This window comes from Methanocorpusculum vombati (assembly GCF_026891935.1).
Lineage (GTDB): Archaea > Halobacteriota > Methanomicrobia > Methanomicrobiales > Methanocorpusculaceae > Methanocorpusculum > Methanocorpusculum vombati.
Genome location: NZ_JAPTGC010000018.1, coordinates 1 through 19,879 on the forward strand (window position 1 = coordinate 1; position 19,879 = coordinate 19,879).

22 protein-coding genes are annotated in these 19,879 nt (G+C 52.7%); 10 read left to right on the top strand and 12 right to left on the bottom strand.

Going from position 1 to position 19,879, the window contains the following annotated elements:
• Positions 1-495: 495 nt before the first annotated feature.
• The 4 genes from O0S09_RS09005 (at position 496) to O0S09_RS09020 (ending at position 3,110) form a co-directional block, all read left to right on the top strand.
• Positions 496-1,203: an FKBP-type peptidyl-prolyl cis-trans isomerase gene (locus O0S09_RS09005; protein WP_268923641.1), complete on the top strand. Its 708-nt coding sequence runs from the start codon at positions 496-498 to the stop codon at positions 1,201-1,203.
• A 293-nt stretch (positions 1,204-1,496) separates the two neighbouring features.
• The gene (locus O0S09_RS09010) at positions 1,497-1,955 is read left to right on the top strand and encodes a hypothetical protein (RefSeq protein WP_268923642.1); all 459 of its coding nucleotides are present in this window, start codon (positions 1,497-1,499) and stop codon (positions 1,953-1,955) included.
• 12 nt (positions 1,956-1,967) lie between these two features.
• Positions 1,968-2,819 carry a winged helix-turn-helix transcriptional regulator gene (locus O0S09_RS09015; RefSeq protein ID WP_268923643.1) on the top strand — a complete coding sequence of 284 codons (852 nt, stop codon included), beginning with the start codon at positions 1,968-1,970 and terminating at the stop codon, positions 2,817-2,819.
• A 108-nt stretch (positions 2,820-2,927) separates the two neighbouring features.
• Positions 2,928-3,110: a hypothetical protein gene (locus O0S09_RS09020; RefSeq protein ID WP_268923644.1), complete on the top strand. Its 183-nt coding sequence runs from the start codon at positions 2,928-2,930 to the stop codon at positions 3,108-3,110.
• Positions 3,111-3,247: 137 nt separating this feature from the next.
• Here the strand turns inward: O0S09_RS09020 and O0S09_RS09025 are convergent, their stop codons facing one another.
• From O0S09_RS09025 to O0S09_RS09035, 3 genes are read right to left on the bottom strand one after another with little or no spacing between them, the layout of a single operon-like run.
• Entirely contained in the window at positions 3,248-3,448 is a 201-nt protein-coding gene (locus O0S09_RS09025) for a hypothetical protein (protein WP_268923645.1), read from the bottom strand.
• Positions 3,435-5,414, bottom strand: coding sequence for a ferrous iron transport protein B (feoB, locus tag O0S09_RS09030; RefSeq protein WP_268923646.1), 1,980 nt, complete (start codon positions 5,412-5,414; stop codon positions 3,435-3,437). Before feoB ends, O0S09_RS09025 begins: the two co-directional genes overlap by 14 nt.
• Positions 5,411-5,887, bottom strand: a complete 477-nt coding sequence (locus O0S09_RS09035) for a FeoA family protein (protein ID WP_338148518.1) — start codon at positions 5,885-5,887, stop codon at positions 5,411-5,413. Before O0S09_RS09035 ends, feoB begins: the two co-directional genes overlap by 4 nt.
• A gap of 160 nt (positions 5,888-6,047) precedes the next feature.
• Between O0S09_RS09035 and O0S09_RS09040 the strand changes: the two genes are divergently transcribed.
• Positions 6,048-6,488, top strand: a complete 441-nt coding sequence (locus O0S09_RS09040; RefSeq protein WP_338148519.1) for a metal-dependent transcriptional regulator — start codon at positions 6,048-6,050, stop codon at positions 6,486-6,488.
• A gap of 17 nt (positions 6,489-6,505) precedes the next feature.
• Here the strand turns inward: O0S09_RS09040 and O0S09_RS09045 are convergent, their stop codons facing one another.
• Both O0S09_RS09045 and O0S09_RS09050 read right to left on the bottom strand, forming a co-directional pair.
• Positions 6,506-7,192, bottom strand: a complete 687-nt coding sequence (locus tag O0S09_RS09045) for a small multi-drug export protein (RefSeq protein ID WP_268923649.1) — start codon at positions 7,190-7,192, stop codon at positions 6,506-6,508.
• Between the two features lie 22 nt (positions 7,193-7,214).
• A complete protein-coding gene (locus tag O0S09_RS09050) occupies positions 7,215-7,970 on the bottom strand; it encodes a small multi-drug export protein (RefSeq protein ID WP_268923650.1) in 756 nt (251 codons plus the stop codon).
• A gap of 129 nt (positions 7,971-8,099) precedes the next feature.
• On the opposite strand from O0S09_RS09050, the gene O0S09_RS09055 reads away from it, so the two are divergent.
• Positions 8,100-8,585, top strand: coding sequence for a GNAT family N-acetyltransferase (locus tag O0S09_RS09055; RefSeq protein ID WP_268923651.1), 486 nt, complete (start codon positions 8,100-8,102; stop codon positions 8,583-8,585).
• Positions 8,586-8,626: 41 nt separating this feature from the next.
• On the opposite strand, the gene O0S09_RS09060 is transcribed toward O0S09_RS09055, so the two are convergent.
• From O0S09_RS09060 to O0S09_RS09080, 5 genes are all read right to left on the bottom strand, one after another.
• On the bottom strand, positions 8,627-9,037 hold the full coding sequence (locus tag O0S09_RS09060) for a bactofilin family protein (RefSeq protein WP_268923652.1): 411 nt from the start codon (positions 9,035-9,037) through the stop codon (positions 8,627-8,629).
• A gap of 66 nt (positions 9,038-9,103) precedes the next feature.
• Positions 9,104-9,964 carry a geranylgeranylglycerol-phosphate geranylgeranyltransferase gene (locus O0S09_RS09065; protein WP_268923653.1) on the bottom strand — a complete coding sequence of 287 codons (861 nt, stop codon included), beginning with the start codon at positions 9,962-9,964 and terminating at the stop codon, positions 9,104-9,106.
• A gap of 45 nt (positions 9,965-10,009) precedes the next feature.
• Positions 10,010-10,588 carry a hypothetical protein gene (locus O0S09_RS09070; RefSeq protein ID WP_268923654.1) on the bottom strand — a complete coding sequence of 193 codons (579 nt, stop codon included), beginning with the start codon at positions 10,586-10,588 and terminating at the stop codon, positions 10,010-10,012.
• Position 10,589: 1 nt separating this feature from the next.
• The gene (locus O0S09_RS09075) at positions 10,590-11,597 is read right to left on the bottom strand and encodes a TFIIB-type zinc ribbon-containing protein (RefSeq protein ID WP_268923655.1); all 1,008 of its coding nucleotides are present in this window, start codon (positions 11,595-11,597) and stop codon (positions 10,590-10,592) included.
• Entirely contained in the window at positions 11,594-12,355 is a 762-nt protein-coding gene (locus O0S09_RS09080) for a TFIIB-type zinc ribbon-containing protein (protein ID WP_268923656.1), read from the bottom strand. Before O0S09_RS09080 ends, O0S09_RS09075 begins: the two co-directional genes overlap by 4 nt.
• 232 nt (positions 12,356-12,587) lie before the next feature.
• Here O0S09_RS09080 and O0S09_RS09085 point away from each other — a divergent pair, with 232 nt between their 5' ends.
• The 3 genes from O0S09_RS09085 to O0S09_RS09095 are packed head-to-tail and all read left to right on the top strand — an operon-like array spanning position 12,588 to position 17,057.
• Positions 12,588-13,097 (top strand): hypothetical protein, encoded by a 510-nt coding sequence (locus O0S09_RS09085; RefSeq protein ID WP_268923657.1) that lies wholly within the window; start codon positions 12,588-12,590, stop codon positions 13,095-13,097.
• Positions 13,098-13,140: 43 nt separating this feature from the next.
• The gene (locus O0S09_RS09090; RefSeq protein WP_268923658.1) at positions 13,141-15,750 is read left to right on the top strand and encodes a tetratricopeptide repeat protein; all 2,610 of its coding nucleotides are present in this window, start codon (positions 13,141-13,143) and stop codon (positions 15,748-15,750) included.
• Positions 15,750-17,057 (top strand): PEGA domain-containing protein, encoded by a 1,308-nt coding sequence (locus O0S09_RS09095; protein WP_268923659.1) that lies wholly within the window; start codon positions 15,750-15,752, stop codon positions 17,055-17,057. The genes O0S09_RS09090 and O0S09_RS09095 overlap by 1 nt, the downstream gene beginning before the upstream one ends.
• Before the next feature lie 103 nt (positions 17,058-17,160).
• On the opposite strand, the gene O0S09_RS09100 is transcribed toward O0S09_RS09095, so the two are convergent.
• Positions 17,161-18,249, bottom strand: a complete 1,089-nt coding sequence (locus O0S09_RS09100) for a hypothetical protein (protein ID WP_268923660.1) — start codon at positions 18,247-18,249, stop codon at positions 17,161-17,163.
• A gap of 835 nt (positions 18,250-19,084) precedes the next feature.
• On the opposite strand from O0S09_RS09100, the gene O0S09_RS09105 reads away from it, so the two are divergent.
• On the top strand, positions 19,085-19,615 hold the full coding sequence (locus O0S09_RS09105) for an snRNA-activating protein complex subunit (protein WP_268923661.1): 531 nt from the start codon (positions 19,085-19,087) through the stop codon (positions 19,613-19,615).
• Positions 19,616-19,689: 74 nt separating this feature from the next.
• Here O0S09_RS09105 and O0S09_RS09110 read toward each other — a convergent pair.
• On the bottom strand, positions 19,690-19,879 hold a 190-nt coding region (locus O0S09_RS09110), incomplete at its 5' end, for a hypothetical protein (protein ID WP_268923662.1).

The window sequence follows — 19,879 nt, forward strand, 5'->3', positions numbered from 1 at the left end:
AGCGAAGGCGACCCACGAAGTGGGGAGCGGAGCAAGACCTCCGGGCTTGCGACTCAGCGCCGTTAGGCGCATCTGCGAAATCTCGCGTTTTCCTTTTTCATCCTGCCCACTCATCACTAACTCACCTACAATGGCAAGCGACGAAAAGCAAATGCGACGAGCGAAGGCGACCCACGAAGTGGGGAGCGGAGCAAGACCTCCGGGCTTGCGACTCTGTGTCGTTAGGCGCATCTGCGAAATCTCGCGTTCTCTTTTCCCAATCTGCCCACTCACCACTCACTCACCTACAATGTCCTGAAAATCACACCACATTTTTCGGTGGAATTCCATCTATTCTGTGTATACCGGAGTTACCCCAAGAAAAACCAAAATCAGAGTATTTTTATTCAGATAAATTTTGATCATGCGGGTAAGGGACTATTCGGACTTTTGGAGCAACGCCCGCCTCCGGGAAACTCTCTTAACGTATGAATACCCATAGTATAGGGAATTCGTATGGCTATTGAAAATGGCAACTATATTAAACTCAGCTACACCGGTTCCGTAAACGGTGCTCCGTTTGATACAACGGATGCTGAAGAAGCAAAGAAGGCAGGAATCTTCCGCGAGAATGCAATGTACGGCCCGGTTGTAGTAAAGGTCGGTGCAGGCCATGTCCTTCCGGGCGTGGACGAAGATCTCGCCGGAAAAGAGATCGGCCAGGAATACACGGTTGTAGTTCCGGCAGAAAAAGCATTCGGCGAGCACAAAAAGGATGAACTCAAAGCTGTGGACAAAAAAGCACTGCCGCAGAAGGTCTCGATGCTTGACCGCGTAACAGTGGAAGGACGTGAAGGCGTAGTAGTAAACAAGATCGGCAGCCGCTATCTGGTAGACTTCAACCACCCGCTCGCAGGCCAGGAAGTCACCTATGTCTACAAAATCGAAGCAATGGTCGAAGACCCGGTCGAAAAACTTGCAGGAACCATCCGCCTCTTTACCGGCCGCGAAATGAAGGTCAGCAACGCACACAAGAACTTTATCTCCGTTGAAGTTCCGCCGATGATGGCAATGTACAACCAGAACTGGATGATGACCGAATACATGATCACCCAGGAAGCCTTCGGCCTGTTCCCGGAGATCGAATCGGTCAAATTCGTTGAGACCTTCCCCCGCCCGAATCTCAAGGTCGATGAACCGGCCGAAGAGAAGAAGGAAGAATAATACTCATATACCCGCCGGACACCCGGCACATCTTTTCTTTTCCCTTGAAATCTTTGCAGGGATTCCGGCATTCTCCTTATGACATATAAAAATATTGAGCGCGAATTAGGTTTTGTCAGACATATGCATTGGATTTGGAAAACAAACGAAAAATCTACGAATACATCGGACAAAACAGGAATGAATGAGAAATATGCGTGGTTGCAGGATCCCGGCAGAGGACTTTTCGGAATACCTAAACCTAATTTTGGCTCAAATCTATTATAAGCAGTAAACGAGAACAAACTTATTGGATGAAGAAAGGATTAACAGTGGTGCTTGTGATCTTCTGTGTGATCGCATTCTGTACGATTCCGGCGGCCGCATCAGCGAAAGATACAGAGAAGAAAACTGTTGACGTTGTTGTTTCTCCGTTCTATGACCCGATACCTGAAACAAAAGCCTCACTTACCGGCACGATTACCCAGGGAGAAACCAAAGTATACTCCTACCCCATGCCTGCGGGAAAAACAACACTCAAAGTCCGATTATCATGGAGCTCAACAACAAATAACCTCGGACTGACAATAATTAGTCCCCCGGGCGTCACCCATGGAGAATTTGATGACTATTACGAATCATCAACAGCAAACGGAATAATCCCGGTACAGTTCGACTCAAATAATGTGCCCAGTGGTGACTGGACCTTCTACATAAATGGAAAATCCGTAAACGGATCGCAATCATTTACCATTACAGCAACATATTCTTAACGGTAAAAATACATGAGATATATCGCACTAATTACTTTCCTGTTTTTACTGATTGTCTCCCCGATCATTACCGTATCTGCAAATGATCAGACTATGCATTACTACTCGTCACTGGATGACGTAACAGTACACCCGGCCCCGATTGAATTTAGCGGCGAAGGAGATTCATTTGTAATAAAAGAAGTAAACTGGAGAAACCCACTGAATGAACTACGATATATCCTCACACTCGGTTACACTCGAACATATGGCTTCCCTCCATTATTAGTCATTGAATGCCTCGCATTCTTAACAATTGTTCTCGGCGCCGGTGCCCTCACTCTTCTCACCACCCGCGGAAAACTGCCCGACGACCCAAAATCCCGCACAATGATTCTTTACAACACCATCAAAGAACATCCCGGCACAACACTATCCGAACTCCAGGAACTCACCGGTCACTCACGCGGATCCGTTTCCGTCAACCTTCACCGTCTGGACCTGAATGCAAAAATCCAGAAAAGTGTACGCAACGGCACGACCCGCTACTACATTGCCAGCATACCAGAAGATGAAATCAACGGATTCCTGCGCAAAGTCGCAACCCGGGAAAAACCGCAGAAAATCTTTGAAACCATCATCAGTACCCCCGGAATCTCCCAGAAAGAACTCCATGAAACAACAAAAATCCCCAAGACAACACTGCAATGGCATCTTGCACAACTCGCAAAATATGAAATAATCAAAAGTACGCGTGACAGAAACACCATTCACTACAGTGTAATTCCCGACTACATTCTCCTCTACAACCATATCCTTGAAGAAGGAAAACAGAACAAAAAAGAAACCGAAGGACAGAACCCGGAAAACAACCGCGACTTGTAACGAACATTTCCCGGCGTACCGCCAGAATTTGTTTATTGCCTGTAAATGATCGTCACTGCTCGAATTCCAGCCCACGATTCGCACGGCTCCGGCCGTTCGAATCGTGGAATGAACAAACACCTGCACATAATTATCCTGACACTACTGTTTTCCGTGGGAAGTCCCGGCGCTGCAGCAGACGACCCGAACCGTCAGTACTCCCCTCAGGACAACCTCTCTGTCTCCCCCTACTACGATGACAGAGAAGAACTTGCCGGCACAACACATATCCCGGCAACAACCCTTCAGTGACCCCTGACCCAGCTTGCAACGTACGAAGCAATCCAAAGCAGCCGCGAAAAAACACCATCCCCTACAAAGTCCTCCCCAAATACATCCGGCTTTACCACACCATCCCCCAAAAAACAGACCCTGCAAAAAAAGAAAACTTACTTCTTCAAAGGAGAATGGTGATGGGATGTCCCTTTGCAGTGACTGCACCCCCCATCCTTCCCCCCTGACTTGTGACAGCAGCCGCAGCAGGAACCCGCATCACACAGATTCTTTTTCACCATCCGCACAAACAGGATGACAATCACCACGGCTATCAGCACAAACAGTACCGTCCAGACAGGATCACCCGAATCCAAGAAGAACCCCTCCCTGATAGACAACACAGGAAACAATCCAGGCAACAACGCACATCAGCACAGCAGCCCCCGTGGCAAACTTCCAGGAAGTCTCCTGCTTAACCGTCAGCATCGCCGCAAGACAGGGCATATAGAGCAGTACGAACACCATCAGCGAATACGCCGACAGCGGAGTAAACACACTCGCCAGAGTACCGCCGAGCATCTCCTCGCCAACACCGAAGAGCGTCCCAAAGGAAGCCACAACCGTCTCCTTTGCCAGCAGACCCATAAGGACAGCAACCGCAGCCTCCGGAATACCCCAGCCGAGCGGCTCAAAGATCGGAGCAATAGCCGAACCAATCATACCAATGACAGACTCAGACGACCCGTACTCAACACCGTAGGGAAGAGTTGCAAGCAGCCAGATCAAAAGAACCGCCGGGAAAATGATAAGTCCCGCCTTTCTCAGGAACAGACCACCATGTTCAAGCGCATGAATAACCACACCTTTCACGGTCGGAATGCGGTAAGGAGGCATCTCAATCACAAAGGATGACGACTCGCCCTTCATCACCGTCTTCTGCAGAATAAGACCCACAATCAGTGCAACAAGAATACCCAGCAGATACAGCGAAAACATCACAAGACCCTGAACCTGCGGAGCAAAGAACGCACCGACCAGCAGAATAAACACCGGAAGCCGCGCAGAACAGGACATGTACGGCGTCATCAGAACCGTCAGTTTGCGTTCCCGTTCCGTCTCCAGCGTACGGGCAGCCATAACCGCCGGAACACTGCATCCGAACCCGAGAATCATCGGAATGAATGATTTTCCGTGCAGACCAATTTTGTGCATAATCCTGTCCATGATAACCGCAACACGTGCCAGATATCCGGAATCCTCAAGGATTGCCAGGAGCAGGAACAGAAGCAGAATGTTTGGCAGGAAAACCACTACCGACCCGACACCGCCGATCACCCCGTCACAGATAAACGACACAGCCCAGTCCGGCATGCCGGAACCAAGCGATTCGCTCACAAACGCAGCAGCATCGCCGAAGACCGTCTCAATCAGATCCATGAATGGGGTTGCAATCGTAAACACGATCTGAAACACCCCGTACATCACCAGAAGAAAGATCGGAAAACCCAGCCACTTGTTGGTAACAAACCGGTCAATACGCTCCGACTGATTCTTACCACCGGAATCTTTGTGGTAATGAACTGCATCGTGAAGGATACCTGCAATATATCCGTAACGCTGATCCGCAAAGATCTCCTGCGTTGATGTTCCAAACATCTCCGTCAGGTGTTTTCTGGTCGATTCAATCCGGGACTTTGCCGCAGCCGGCATATCCTCTGACGCACCATGGATCAGACTCTGGATAATATCCCAGCGCGAATAATCCGGCAGTGCCTCCGTCAGTTCTGCAAGATGTTTCTCCACCTCATCGCCGTAGTGCGGAGGATGCGTCGAAGGGCCAGCACCCCCGAGGATCTCCCGAATCAGCTGATCCTTACCGGTGTTGTCAATCGCCTCAATACGGACGACCGGAACACCCAGCATATCAGACAGTTTCTTGGTATCAATAATGACACCCTCGGAATCAGCATATCGGTTCAGATTCAGCGCCACAATCAGCGGAACACCCAGCTCGATTAACTGGAGCGTCAGGTACAGATTCCGCTCAAGATGGGCGGCATCAATAATATTCACCACCACATCCGGCTTTTCGGTGATCAGATACTCAACGGCAATCTCCTCTTCAAGGGACCTGCTGCTCAGACTGTACGTTCCCGGAAGATCCACAATCTCAAGCGTCGTACCATCATATGTTGCCTTACCGTCCTTTCGCTCAATGGCAACAGTCTTTCCCGGCCAGTTACCCACATGCTGGCGCATACCGGTTAAATTATTGAAAAGTGTTGTCTTACCGCAGTTTGGATTTCCGGCAAGAGCCACTACAACCCGCTTCTCACTCATGCAGCTAACTCCACCAGAATATTCTCTGCCTCATGACGACGGATAGCGAACTGACATCCGCGAACCGAAATGGTCATCGGATCCCCAAGCGGAGCAGCGCCGAGAATACGGATGCTGCTCCCTTTCGTCACGCCCAGTTCAAGAAGACGGGAGGTAATCCCGGTGTCAGGCAGGACCTCCGTAACGCGGACAGTGTGCCCGGCGGGAACTGCGGCAAGTGTCCAGACCCCGTCCTTCACCACAGAAATCTGTCCGGCTTCTGCTATTCTCATCGCGATCTGGCAACCGCGAATACGTACAAACATGGGATCCCCAAGAGGTGCTTTCCCAAGAACCGTCAGATGAGTTCCCCGGGTAACCCCCAGTTCAAGCAAACGTCTGGTAATCTCAGCTCCGTGACGGAGAGACACTACCGTTGCCTGAGACCCACAAGGAATACAGTCCAACGCAACTGATTGAGATGTCATTTGCATATACAAGTGTATCCTGTTAGGAGCGTATATCCTGCCCCCTAACAATGTTAGGATTGCCTGAACTTGCCGAAGATGTTTCGGATTATTTCAAAATATCCGAAAAATTTCTAAAGCAAACGCTCATAATCTCCCATGATAAATGATATACTACATGGATGCGATGCCGCAAACAACACACTGCAAACGCCTCACCATGAAAGAGGAGGATTACCTTGAGGCAATCCTCAACGTCTCACGGGAGAAAGGCTATGCGAAAACCCGGGATGTTGCAGACGAACTGGAGCTCTCACCTCCCTCGGTTGTGGAGATGTTTGCAAAACTCGATCGGAAAAAACTGGTTGTGTACCGCAAGTATGAAGGGGTAACACTTACGGACACCGGCAGAACCATAGCCGAGCAGATCAAGTACCGCCATGATGTACTGGTCGGATTTCTCCGGCTGATCGCAGTTCCGGAAGATATCGCAACCAAAGATGCCTGTTTTATGGAACATGAACTCAACGCCGAAACAATTCAGAAGATAAAACAGTTCGTGGAGTACGTAGACGTTTCAAAATCCGCACAGATCGAGTTAAAGCGGTTCATCGAATCCTGCAAATAACTCTTTTCCCTTTCCGGTCACTCACCGGGTCCAAACCGTTTCTCTGTGTACCGCTGCCAGAGCTTCCAGCAGACAACAGCAGCCGCAATCACCGCAAACACGGCGATAACTGCATACAACGGATTAGCAGCCCACAGTTCAAGGACCGCATGCATGCCAACCGCCATAGTCAGGGTTGCAAGAATACTGCCGGTGAGCACAATTGTAAGAAGAGTCTTCGGCGGGACGGAGAGCAGGCGTCCCACAATAGTAGTATTGATCGCACTCGAACCCATGAACGGGATGTACATAAACAGGAACAGACCGATAAGCGACAGACCTTTGATCCACAGATGCTTCTGGAGCACTTCGTTTGTTTTGGAGGTAAAGTAGCGGAGAATCCGTCCGATCAGGGGAATACGCAGCAGCAGATCAAAATTGTAGGCGATGATGATTGCAAGCACCATATCGCCGACAATAATACCTGCGGTAATCTGCCACCAGGGAATACCGAATGCCATTGCAAGAGGAATAATGCTTTCCTTCCCGAATCCGGGCATCATATACAGTCCCAGAAAACCGATGAACTCATAAAAAAGATTGAGCGGCATCGTCAAAAAGAAGAAACCAAGCATCCCGGCAAAAACAGCAAGGATTCCTCCTGTTGCAATGAGCCGGACGCGGAGGGGCGGCTGATAATAGGGGGATAGCGCATCTTCCGTCATGGGGTTTTTTGTATATTGGCATTCATGGAAGAATATCTTCCTCATCCGGATCACACAGAGACACAGGAGTATCCAAAGAGAACCGTTTTGTGTATCTCCGCCACACCAGAACAACAGAGATGATCACTGCGGCAAGCGCCAGAACCGCAAACACGGCAAACCAGGGATTGATCCTCCACAGTTCAATGACCGCAGCTGCACCGAATGCAACCGACAGCGTGGAAAGGATACTGCCGACGGTGACAATCCAGAACACGGTCCGGACCCGCATACCGAACAGTCTGCCGAGAATGGTGGTGTTGGTTGCGCCGGAACCCTGAAGAGGAATGTACATGAAGATCAGGAGACCCAGATGGGAAAGCTGTTCAATCCAGGGTTTCTTCTTGCGAACACTGTTTGCCCCGTCCATGAACCTGCGGATGAGACCGCCGACAAACGGAATCTTTTCCAGAAGATCGAAGTTCAGGGCGATGAGAATAGAACTCATCATGTCCATCAGAATAATACCAAAGCAGATGATCCAGATCGGATACCCAAGACCAAGAGCAATGGGAATAATAGACTCTTTCCCGAACGGCGGGACAAGATAGGCAAACAAGAGACCGATCAGCGTCAGATACTCCTGACTCGGCTGGCCGATGATACCGGTTGCCGGAGGGTACACAAACCACATGGCAAAGAGGAAAACACCATACACGGCAATGGGGCCGCCGAGAAAGAGGATGCGGCGGAGGATAAGCTTTGTCCATTCCTGTGCACTGCGTCCCTCTTCAGCCATAAATAATAGTTATATACATTGATCGGCGGCTATAAAGGATTACTGGAAACGGGCGTTGCACCTTTATTCCTGAGCATCCCGCGAAAAATTTTCAACTCTGATAAATACCGGTGCAGCGTATAGAAAACCATGGAGATCATCTGCAAACCCTATACCTCAGATGACAAAGCAGCAGTCACCGCTATCTGGAATGAAATTGTCCGCGATGCAAACGCATTTCCCCAGGAATTTCCCTTCACCAACGACGAGGGAGACGCATTTTTTCTCTCCCAGACGGCAACGGTGGTTGCATCGGTAAACGGAGAGATTGCGGGATTTTATATTCTGCATGACAATAATGCAGGCCGCTGTTCCCACACGGCAAACGCATCCTACGGTGTTGCCAAAAAGTTTCGCGGGTGCGGGGCGGGAAAGGTTCTCGTTTCCGACTCACTCATAAAAGCAAAAGAGTGCGGCTATAAGGGCCTGCAGTACAATGCAGTGGTCAAGTCCAACTATGGCGCAATCACACTCTACCTCAAACTCGGATTCAGTATCATCGGAACAATTCCGGGAGGTTACCGCAGAGCCGACGAAACGTTTGAAGATCTGCTGATCTTTCACAAAAGTCTGTGAGACGAACAAAACAGATTCAGCCAAATTTTTTTGAAAAAAATTTAGTTGGTGATGACGCGGGTGTTTCTGCCCATCAGTTTCCCGCAGTGAATTTTTCCCATCACCAGAATATTTTCGCCGTGCACCTCATCAGAGACGATCCCCGGACGAAGCAGAACATTTCCTTCCGAGCGGATAACCCGTACCCGTGCCCCGTCGCACACCGTCAGCTGATCAGTCCCGGCATTCAGTTCCCCTTCCACCAGACACCCGCGGGAGATAACCGCACCGTTACAGGTAACGTTCCCGCCAACCCGCGACCCGACACCCAGGGAAAGATGACCGGTCACCACAAGATCCTTCCAGAACTGGGTCTTGGGGGGTACAATGAAATCTCCGTCAATTTTAACCGAATCCTTAAAGTAGGATCCCGGTTCTGCCAAGTAGGTCGTGTCCTTTACGAAAACTTTCATTGATTACCCCTGTTACGTATAATAACCTTCTTTCTCACGGTATTAATATGTTGTCCATCACGTTTCTCACAGAGCCTGCGCAATGATGCCGTACCACAGTTCCATCACAAGAAACAGGAAGAGTGCCGCAAACATGCCGTATTTAATCAGGCTCGTGGACTTTGCCGCAATCAGTTCCGCCGGTGTTCTGCAGCGGACGGACTTTGCCGCAGCAGAAAGAATGAAGAGATCGATCACCGCAATCAGGACAAGATACACCGCACCCCAGCGGGAATACGGCAGAACACTTGCCGCAACCGCACAGAGGATGAGGAGAACCGCAAGGTATCCGCTCTTCTGTACGCCAAGAATCATCGGAAGTGTCGTTGCCCCGCCTGCCGCATCACCCTCGATATCCTCGGCTGCCTTGAGAATTTCACGGGCGAGTGTCCCAAAGAACGTGATCGCAAACAGCGGAAGGGTGACAGCAAACGACTCCGGACCCACGAGGACACCGCCGAAGAGAAACACACTGCCGGAGAGATAGGCAACCGAAAGGTTGCCGAACAGCGGCATCTTCTTCAGCTTCGCGGCATAGGCTACCAGCAGGAGGGAGTTAAACACAGCGATTGCAAGACACCAGAGGTTGGTGGCAAGACTTGCAAGAATTCCCAGGATGAACAGAATACCTGCCCACACCGCGGCACTTCCGGGTGTGACGGCACCGGACGGAATCGGCCTGTCCGGCCGGTTGATTTTATCAATATCCCGGTCAAAGTAGTCGTTGAGCACATTTCCCGCACCGCAGATGACGGTTACAATGAAGAACAGCAGAAACGCGGACAGCAGGTTCGTTCCCGATGCGATCAGATAGGCAATGACTGCGGTGATGCCGGAAACAACCGCGTTTGCCGGACGAATGATCGTAACATAGGGCGAAAGGCTCATCTTGAAACTATTATTTGGCTACAGGATGTAAAAAAGGGAGATGTCTCAGACCGCAGGGCTGAGATCATCCCCGCGGCGCAGGAACGGAATATAATACAGTTCATGACCGAGAATGGAGAAGGTGTACTCCAGTTCCTGCAGCGTTCCGGAGAGATCGATCTCATGCTTGAGGAACAGGAACTCGGCATCCTTCTCCGCAGTCCGGGAATTTTTCAGTGCAGGCATACGGGGGATTCTGCGGAAATCAGCAGCCTCGGCAGCTTTGGGGAAGTTGCGGGTAAACTCAAGATTCCATCCCGCAGTTTTTCTCGGGAGCAGGTCTGCGGCGCAGACATAGAACCGGCAGGCACCCCGCATCGGTTTTTTGGTAAGGCGCAGGAAACCGCCGACGGTATCTTCATGCGTCACATCGACCTCCGCATCGATTCCCCAGAACGGAAGATAGACAAGATCTTTGTCCTCGCGATCCGGTGCAAGAATGTGCGGCGAGACCTCGCCGACATCACTGTCCAGAAACTCCATTGTTTTTCCGCAGGAGGTGCAGAAGAGAACAAGGTCTGCCTCCTTTGCTTTGAGCGGGGAACCGCAGCTGCTGCATTTGAGATTTTTCACCATCATTGCCATGTTATCGTTCAATCTCCCGGACAGTCTTCTGTCCAAATCCTTTCAGTGAGAATGATATACCGCCGGTGAGTTTTCCTTCGGTGACCTCAGACCCGAACCGGAACACCCAGTATCCCGCAAGAACGAGAATGATGCCGATGACAAAACCGGCAAGACCGGCGAGCGCATATTCAGAGTCAGAGAACAGCACATACGCAATACCAAAACCGGCAAACAGACCACCGAACCCGGAGCCGAGACCCGCAGCAATTGCCTGATAGGTCTGATCGCCCGGTGCACGCCCGGAGACCGGACTGCCGGAGACGCCGTCTAAGACGACGAAGTAGTCACGTTCGCGGTACTGGTACCGGATAATCCAGTAGGGGTAGTAGAGGAGGGAGAACTCACGGGGGATACAGAATGTTTTGGAGAACGTGAGTGTTTCAATGCCGGAGGAAGCGCGCCGGTGTGCTTCCATTCGGATATCAGTATCGGCCTGGTCGTAGGCTTCATCCCGCGAGGAGGTGGTTTCAAAGACAGGAATGTCGCCTTCGGTATACGGCAGGAGTCTGCCGTTTGGTTCCGGCGGTGTGACGATACCAAGGTCGCCGGTCTGACAGGCAATGACGCTCCAGAGATACTCGGCATCAGAGCTGTCCTCATGATAGGTTGTCTGCGTGTGACCGTCTTTATCGGTGTGGGTGGAGTAACCGCAGGCAATTCCCTTACCGGTCCCGACCATGCGCCAGAAGGGGAGATACATCGGGAAGATCTCGGTGATAACAGCGGTTGCGGCAAGGTCGCGGGCTTTGGGAAATGCCCCGAACCATTTGCGGGCGGCACGCTCCGCATCGGGTTCAGTGACCTCCATTTTGTACATAAGGCGGGTAACGCCTGCATCATCGGCGGTGATGGCAAGGGCCGAACCGCAGTAGGGACAAAAGGCAAGTCTGCTTCCCTCGGTTATCTCAATGGTACCGCCGCAGCCGGGACAGGAAAGTCCGATAAGGAGATTTGGTGCACCGCTCATTCGCTGTCACCTCCTTCCGGCGTGCGGACGACGGCACGCCCGGTCAGCATGGCAAGGGCAGCTCCTGCAAAGACAAGGACATAGAAGAGCGGCGTTGTGATAAATCCGAGGATACCCCCAACAAATGCAAGGAGGAATCCGCCGCCGACAACAAGTGCATACGGGGCTGCGGATCGTCCGGGGAACCCGGAGGTGTGCACACGCCCGGACGTTCCCCCCATGACAGAGACGTAGTCGGCTCCCTGATACCGGTACCGGAACACGAAGAACGGCAGATAGAGGAGTGCCTGTTCTTTTGCGGTTCCGGGAAGGTCTGGAAGATAGGTCTCAACACTGATCTCAGGCGGGATAACTTCAGCACCCCGGGTGGAAACAGCGGAGTCAAACACCCGGAGGTCACCCGGCGGGATCACCTGACTCTGCAAACCGGGCAGCGTGGTTCCTTTGGCAGGTTTGATGATGGATTTCTCCTGACCACCGACAACGCGGCGGAAGAGGAAGACGGGGAAGTAAATCTTCTCAACAGAGGTTATCTCTGCTTCCCGTTCAAGATCTTTTGCAAGAGACGGGCCTGCACACCACCGGCGGAAGACGGCACGTGCCTTGTCTTCATCGAGGATGAAGGGCATGATGTAGTTGAAGATGACGCTGCTTCGATCAATGTAGATAACGGTTCCGCAGTTTTCACAGGTGGTGTACTGCTTTGCGTGTTCAGCAATGACCGGAGCACCGCACTGCGGACAACGGAGTTGCGACATGAGTATGAAGATAGTTAGGTGCTGATTGCGGGTTAATCTGTTGGTGTGCGGGGGAGATGGTATCTTTCCAAGGTCCCGGAGAGTGGGAGGGGATCTGTCCCCGGATATGCCGGGGGTATTACATAAGTATAAATTTCTGGAAAAAAGAGAAGAGTACATGACTCGCGGGAAACCCTCTGACTTTTTTTACCGTGTCCCGGTATTTTCTCCCGGCATTTTAACGGTATATACTGTGGGATTCCTGCTTTTTCTGCTTGGGATCGTGGTGACTCTCTCCGTTTTCGGGTATCCCGTTTCTCTAAACGGGGTGTACGGGCTGCTGGTGATTATGTTTTTCCTGCAGTTTCTTTCCGCAGGCAGTACTCCTCTCGGATATGTCCCCCGAAGCGTGCCGGTTCTGCTGATCGGGTTTGCCGGTACCGGTCTTGGGATTTTGTCCTGCTGTATTCCGGGATTTCTGGAGTGGGGGATCTGTCTGCTGATTGCGGTTCTGAGTATTACGGCGGGGGCGGTCAACATGTATTCGGGTTGTGTCCGTATCCGGTGGACGCGGCTGCTCCGGTTCAATTGCCTGCTCTGCGGGATGTTATCCGCGATGTTCGGGGTGAATATGCTCGTGCCGTTTGTGAGTCCGTTCTACGTCGGCATGATTCTTCTGCTGTTTGGAGGTTCACTCTGTACGTTTGGGTTTCTGCTGAACCGCCAGGACACTACTGACGAAAACACCGTACCGGCCGAATAATAAATTACATATATCGTTACGGAAAAGATTTACCTATTTATATATGAAGAATAGATCTGAGAAAACCTGTTCTATCTGCAAAAAAAGTTCTGTTCAGGATGCGACAGTGTCTCTGCCGTTTCCCTGCACGGATTCAGATGCAGATCTGGACGGAAGACCGGCAGGCGCAAACCGGACGGCATATCTTCAGACCCTGGAGGAGTGTCCGCACTGCGGATATGCGGCACCGGACATCTCCCAGGCTCCCGCGGGTTTGGAGGAGGTCATTGCCGGCGATGCGTATCGTGCTCTTCTTGCCGCAGGTCCAAAGTCACGGATGCAGCGTGCGGGTTTTCTCTATGAATACAGCAAAAAATATCCTGAGGCTGCCAAGCAGTATCTGCATCTTGCCTGGATGTGCGATGATGCGGGTGAAGAAGAGGAGGCGTGCCGGTTCCGCGGCAGAGCGATTGATGCGCTTCTTGCATCAGTTGATCAGCTGCCCGATCCGGCGGCTGACAATCTGATAGTGGTGCTGGCGGATCTGTTCCGGAGATGCGGGGAGTTTGAAACGGCAGGCGATCTGTGTGACAACGCAGCGGTGGCTGATGACTCACAGTTCCGCAGGATTCTGATCTATGAACGCCTGTGTGCGGAGTGCGGAGATGCAGCCTGTCATACCGTCCGGGAAGCAGATGCATTCTATGAACAGGGAAAGGGAATACACTGTGATCTCCCGGAGATGATTCTGCGGGTTGACGGGATGGTGTATGCGGCGGGAGCGGATGCCCACGGTCGCGGCTGGTCCTGGAATCCGGAGGAAAGGAAGCTTACACTCAGCGGATACCAGGGGTCGGCGATTGAGGTTTCCGGGGATCTGACGCTGGTACTGGAGGATGATACGGAGAATGCCGTGTCCGGAGGTCATGATGCATGTCTGCGGGTGCAGGAAGGGGATCTTCTGATATCCGGAAGAGGAGGGCTGCTGCTTTTTGGTGCGGATACGGGTATCCGGGTTGAGAGCGGGGCGCTGACCATTGCCTGCAGCAGTCTTACGGTTTCGGAGACAAAAACCGGGATACGGGCAAACGGGCAGATACTAATTAAGGACAATGCTCTGGTGAGTGCTGATGCGGCACAAACGGGTCTTTGTTCGACGACCGGAGGTCTGCATGTTCTGGGCGGAGTTCTGACGGTGCATGCAACCCAGTACGGGGTGTACCTGGCGGATTCTTCTTCAATTGAAGGGGGCATGGTACAGGCTGACTGCGTATGGGGTCCGGCAGTACGTGTCAGACACGGGATGCTCAGAATGTCGGGAGGCGGTCTGCGGATTGCGGGAAGAGATACCGGGGTGCAGATTGACGAGGGGGGACTGCTGATCTCCGGCGGGGTTATGGAGGTTTCGGCAGAGACCGGAGTGCGGGTCTCCGGAAGTCTGGAGATGCACGGAGGGATTTTGTTTGCAGACGGAAGCGAGACGGGATGTGTGACCGGCGGGGATTTCCGTCTGCATGACGGGGAGATGAAGTTCTTTGGTTCTACTGCCCTGCAGGTAGACGGTTCGTTCCGGATGCACATGGGAAGTTTTACTGCGACGGGTGATGCGTTCGGAGTGGTTCTGGACGGGGTTTGTACGATCTCCGGCGGCCAGTTCCATGCAGCGGGGCAGACCGGGGTAAAAGTCAGGAATACGTGTGTCTGGGACGGGGGAATTATTTCGGTTTCCGGGGTGCAGGCAGGCATTCAGATTGCGGGGAAGTGCACGATCTCGCGCAATTCGGTGTCAGTATATGCCGAGGAGGGGGTAGCAATGAGGGTTTGCCGCGGGGATCTGCTTTTCTCGCCGGATGGTAGCGGATGCAGATTTTCTGCATCCGGGAAGGAAGGGGGGCTGTTTGTGGATGCCGGAAACATGGAGATAGTATCCGGGTCGTGCGAGATGTCGGGCAGGACGGCAGTGATGGTTGGCGGGAATTTCCGGGTCACCACAGGCCGTCAGATTTTTTCGGGACAGGAAAAGGGGCTGGTGGTAGCGGGAGATGTCTCTCTGAGCCATGGGATTACGGAGGTGACCGGAGAGGAAGGATGTGTGATTCAGGGCAGTGCGGTTGTGGACAGGATGATTCTGCAGGTGACGGGAGAACAGACCGGGATACGGGTCCGGCAGGATATATCGTTTGTGTCTTCCGCGCTGACGCTGAAGGGCGGGAAGGAAGGAGTCTGTTCGGAGTCAGGTTCAATTGTGTTTGACGGAGGGGCGGTGTCGATTGTGTGCCTGATGACGGAACCGGAAGGGAGGTCATGCGGAGTTGCTGCACGGAAGGGCGACGTGGTAATCCGGCAGGGTATTGTGCGGGTTTCGGGAGAGTCCTGTTCTGTGGAGGCGGGTCCGGAGTCGGGAAGGGTTGCGGTGTCGGGCGGACTGGTGCGTCTGACGAGTCCGGTCTGCGGAGTTGCTGCACGGATCCTGGATGTGTCGGGCGGGCTGGTTACGATGTACGGTAAGCGGCAGGGGGCTGTTGTAATGCCGGAGGGAGGAGAGATTTGTCTGGGAGACAGGGCGGTGGTGTCTGCGGGGAAGAGTGAACGTCTGATTACGGCACCGGTGTATTCTCCCGGTATGCGGTATTTGCAGGTGCGGTTTGAGAAGGGGACCGGGGCGACACGGTGATGGCAGGGGTTTTGCAGGTTGTGCGGATATGTTTGTGCATACTTGCGGTTGCAGCTGCGGCAGGGTGCGTAAGCGGGGTGCCGGATACGGATGACGGAAGTCCGGTGCCGTCATATGTGCCGGACACGGAGGGAACGGATGATTCTTCCGGAGAAGAGAGGGTTGGTATGGTTGAGGTGCTGTCGGATCCGCCGTTTGCGGCGGTTCTTGTGGACGGGGAGTATGCGGGGGCTGCAACACCGGCGGTAATTCCGGTAAGTTGGGGAAATCATACAATCGGGGCGGAGAGTTCGTACGGCCGGGTGAGTGCAACGCAGGTGACGGTTGCAGGGAATACGACGGTTGAACTGCGGATTTCCCCGGAGCAGGGTACGGGGAGGTTTCTGAATGCGGGGATTCTGAGCGGCACGGGGTTTGCGGTCGTTGAGGCGTCGGAGCGGGCGGTGTATGTTTCGGTGTTCGGGAGGATGCAGAATGCAGTGCGGTCAGGGACGGGGAGTGTTATCCGGAATATGGTGGAGAGTCCGTATGTGGTTCCGGGGCTGGCGGAGGGAACGGTAAAGATTACGGCTGCGGGAGGGTCGGGGGACTCTATTTTGCGGGAGGTTCCGGTGATGTCCGGTGCGTTTTCACCGCTGTATTATATGTTCGGGGCGGGAGATCCGTGGGAGAATCTGTCGGTTTCGTCGGATGTGTATGCGGGGATGCGGTACAGTGTGGACGGGTTTTTGTCGGCCGGGGTTCTGCCCGGGAAACGGGAGTGGCCGGTGTCTGCGACGTTTGTGTCGGTACTGACACCGGAGGGAATTGTGTCGTTTCCGCGGGGTGCGGGGAACTGGTCGGAGATGGAGCTGGATGGCCGGGAGGTGGTCTGGCATGATGTCCGGGTGATGTCGCAGCCGTCGGGTGCGGATATTTTTGTGGACGGGTTTGCAACCGGATATACGACCCCGTGGACGATTCGGAATGTGTCGGATGGGTTTCATGCGATTATGGTGTCGAAGCCCGGGTTCCTGCCGGAGGTGCAGAAGGTGTCCTTTGGCGGGACGGGACGGGAGATGACGATTGTGATGCCAACGATGCAGGAGTATGCGTCGGGGTATGTGGCGGTGAATTCGAGTGTGCCGGGGTCCCGGGTGGTGATGTACGGGCGGGATACCGGGGATCGGACGCCGGTGGTGTATGCGGGTTTTCCCTCAGGCAGACAGGAGATTTCGGTGGTGTCTCCGGACGGGAGATCGCGGATGTTTGCGGTGACGGTGGTGCCGGGTGCGGTGAATGAGGTGTTTGCGGATTTTTCGCAATAGCGGGAAACAGATTTTCAAAAAAACGAACGAAAGAGTTTTGTCAGACCATACTTTCGTCTGAAGTACGGCGGACACGGAAAGGAGAAAAGAAAAAGTGAAGGGGTTATGCCCCGACGGGCCGTTCAAGAGCGGTGGTTAAATCATTTCCTTTCAGGAAGATGATGGTCACCGGACCGTCCAGTTCGGAGAGTTCGGCCTGAAGGATGACGGAGCCCCAGTTCTCACGGTTGTCATTAACCGTCTCGTCATCAAAGAGGATACGGGCCGGTACTTTTACCCAGGCATTGATGACGTAATCGGGATAGTGTGCCCGGACGAGATCGTACATCTGCCGGTACAGGTCGCGGGCTTTCTCCTGATCAACGGGACTGCCTCCTGCATTCTCCTGAATCGAGTCAAGTTCTTTCCGGATAGTGTCAATGGCGTTCAGAACTCCGGCAGGATTTTCCTTGTCGGTCCGGAGTTTCTGTTCAAGGACAACCGCGAGGCGGAGGGTTTCCTCATACGGGAAGGCGATCGGGGTGGTGTTGGAGGTAATGTTGCGGAACTGTACAACCGTGATGTCGGTAAGCTGGTAGCCGCGGTCGGTTACCTGGGATTTGGCGACCTTGAGGGTCACGGTTGCACCGCCGGTGTAGCCGTCGGGTCCTTCCAGGAAGTTCAGCATGCTCTGCAGGTATCCGTACCCGGCGGGGATGTCCCGCCACATGGATCGCGACCGGGCAAAGTCTTCGGCTCCCCGCTGACTCCGGGTGTCTTCATCCCACCAGAGTTTGATGTTTTCCTCTTCCCCTGCTGCCACAGGGTCGAGAGCAGCATGAATGATGCCGGATGTGCGGAATCCGTGCCGGGAGTTCGGGTCAAATCCGGCATGACCAAATTCATCAGCGGGAGTGATAATCGGATTGGGATAGCCGTTACCTTCCCCGGTACTGAGAATGAGGGGTGCCGGGGCCGTCTTACAGGGACAGACGTCAGCAAAACACCGGTTACCACAGGACTCCGGACTACAGCCAGTTGCACATCCAGCTCCACAATCACATTCCCCCAGACATGCATTACACGGGGCTGCCGCTGCCGGAACTGCAAGCAGACAGACGGCCAGTGCGAGAGCAAGCAGTACAGTCGTTAATCCGCTCCCGTTATGGAGAAGAAGGGGCAAAACGCCACGTTTTGTTACAGGTTTTTTCATCTTATATCACCCAGAATATTTCGGCATACGATTCTTACCACATACCGTTCCTTACTATTCATTAAATATAATATATTAATGTATTGTAACTAATTTTTTAGACATATATAAATGAATCTAAAATATCGGCGTTGCCCATAAATTCGTTTATTGCCTGCAAATGATCGTCGTTGATCGATTTTCAGCCCACGATTCGCACGGGCTCTGCCGTGCTCACCGCTCCCGCGGGAAGACACGAAACACACGGAAACAAAAACATCACGGAACAGTTCGTGAACATCACAGAATTTCCATGCAACGCATTATTTTCCGTGTTGTTCACGAACTGTTCCGTGACATTTTTTCTTTCAGTGTTCTCCGTGGGTATCAGGACGTTATGGGCAACACCTAAAATCCCGGAACAGAAGAGTGAAGCAACGTCGCAGGACCGGATTCCGGTGAAAAATTTCCGGACATTTTTTCTTCATAACTCCGGGGAAGGACTGCGCATCCCATCACAGCCCGTAACCCGGAAAAATCCGGCAAACATCCTGTGAAACATGCTTCATCACAAAAAAACGGCGAATGATAAACCACATATTGATATACATAAAAGAGACTCCGTGAGACACACAGATGTGCAGGCCCTGCGGGTGTACGGGAATATTTCGTCCATCACAAGCCCGTGAAAAAAGATCCTGCATCTCAATGAGAAGACGTATTATGTCACATGCCACACTACTAATCTAACCGTACCAAAGCATACGGTACCTGAACGCCCGCGAGAACTACTCCCGCGAAACAATCCCCACGTGCATTAGCCCCACGTGAACAAAAGAATGGAGGTCCAATATATATGACGTCTGGCAGCAGCGGCGATTCCCCGAACGGAAACGGGGGAAGCACACTTCCGCCGTCCGAAACCGGCAGCAAAGTCAAACAGATCATCTGTCCCGGCTGTTTTGAAGAGATGGCAAAAGAGGAACTCATCGGAAACAAATGTCCTCTCTGCGGCTATCGTCTCGCACCGGAGGATATGGATGAAGTGGTCACCGATACCGGTGATGAAGAACTCGCATGGATGCTCACGCAGAACCTGCAGCGGACGCTCCTCTCCTGGCTGATGGATCTGGGTGCTGCCCCCCTTGCCGCATACCGGATTGCCTCACGGGTCTGCGAGCAGGAAAATATTCCGGTAAAAAGCGGTAAAACAACAGCATTCTCCTTTACTGCACGGATGACACCGGAGGAAAAAACCGCAGAGAAACGGTGCAGGGTCTGCGGCAAAACATTTACCGCAGGCGGCAGAAAGATCGTCTCGGGCGATCTCTTTGAGCCGGAACCGTCCGTTGAATACTTCTGCGATGACTGTCGTCCGCAGAACTAATTTTTTTCTTGAGAATTTCTCTTTAGCCTTTTTCGATGTGATGTGACGAAAGTACTTTGTACTTTGTAGTTTTTTCAGGACATTGTAGATGAGTTAGTGGTGAGTGGGCAGGATGCGGAAAGAAAACGCGAGATTTCGCAGATGCGCCTAACGGCGCTGCTTCGCTCGTCGCATTTGCTCTTCGTCGCTCGCCATCCCGCCCAGAGCTGGGCGGGCGGCGTTGCTGTCGCAAGCGCGACGGCAAATGCTCGCGAAGCTCCCACT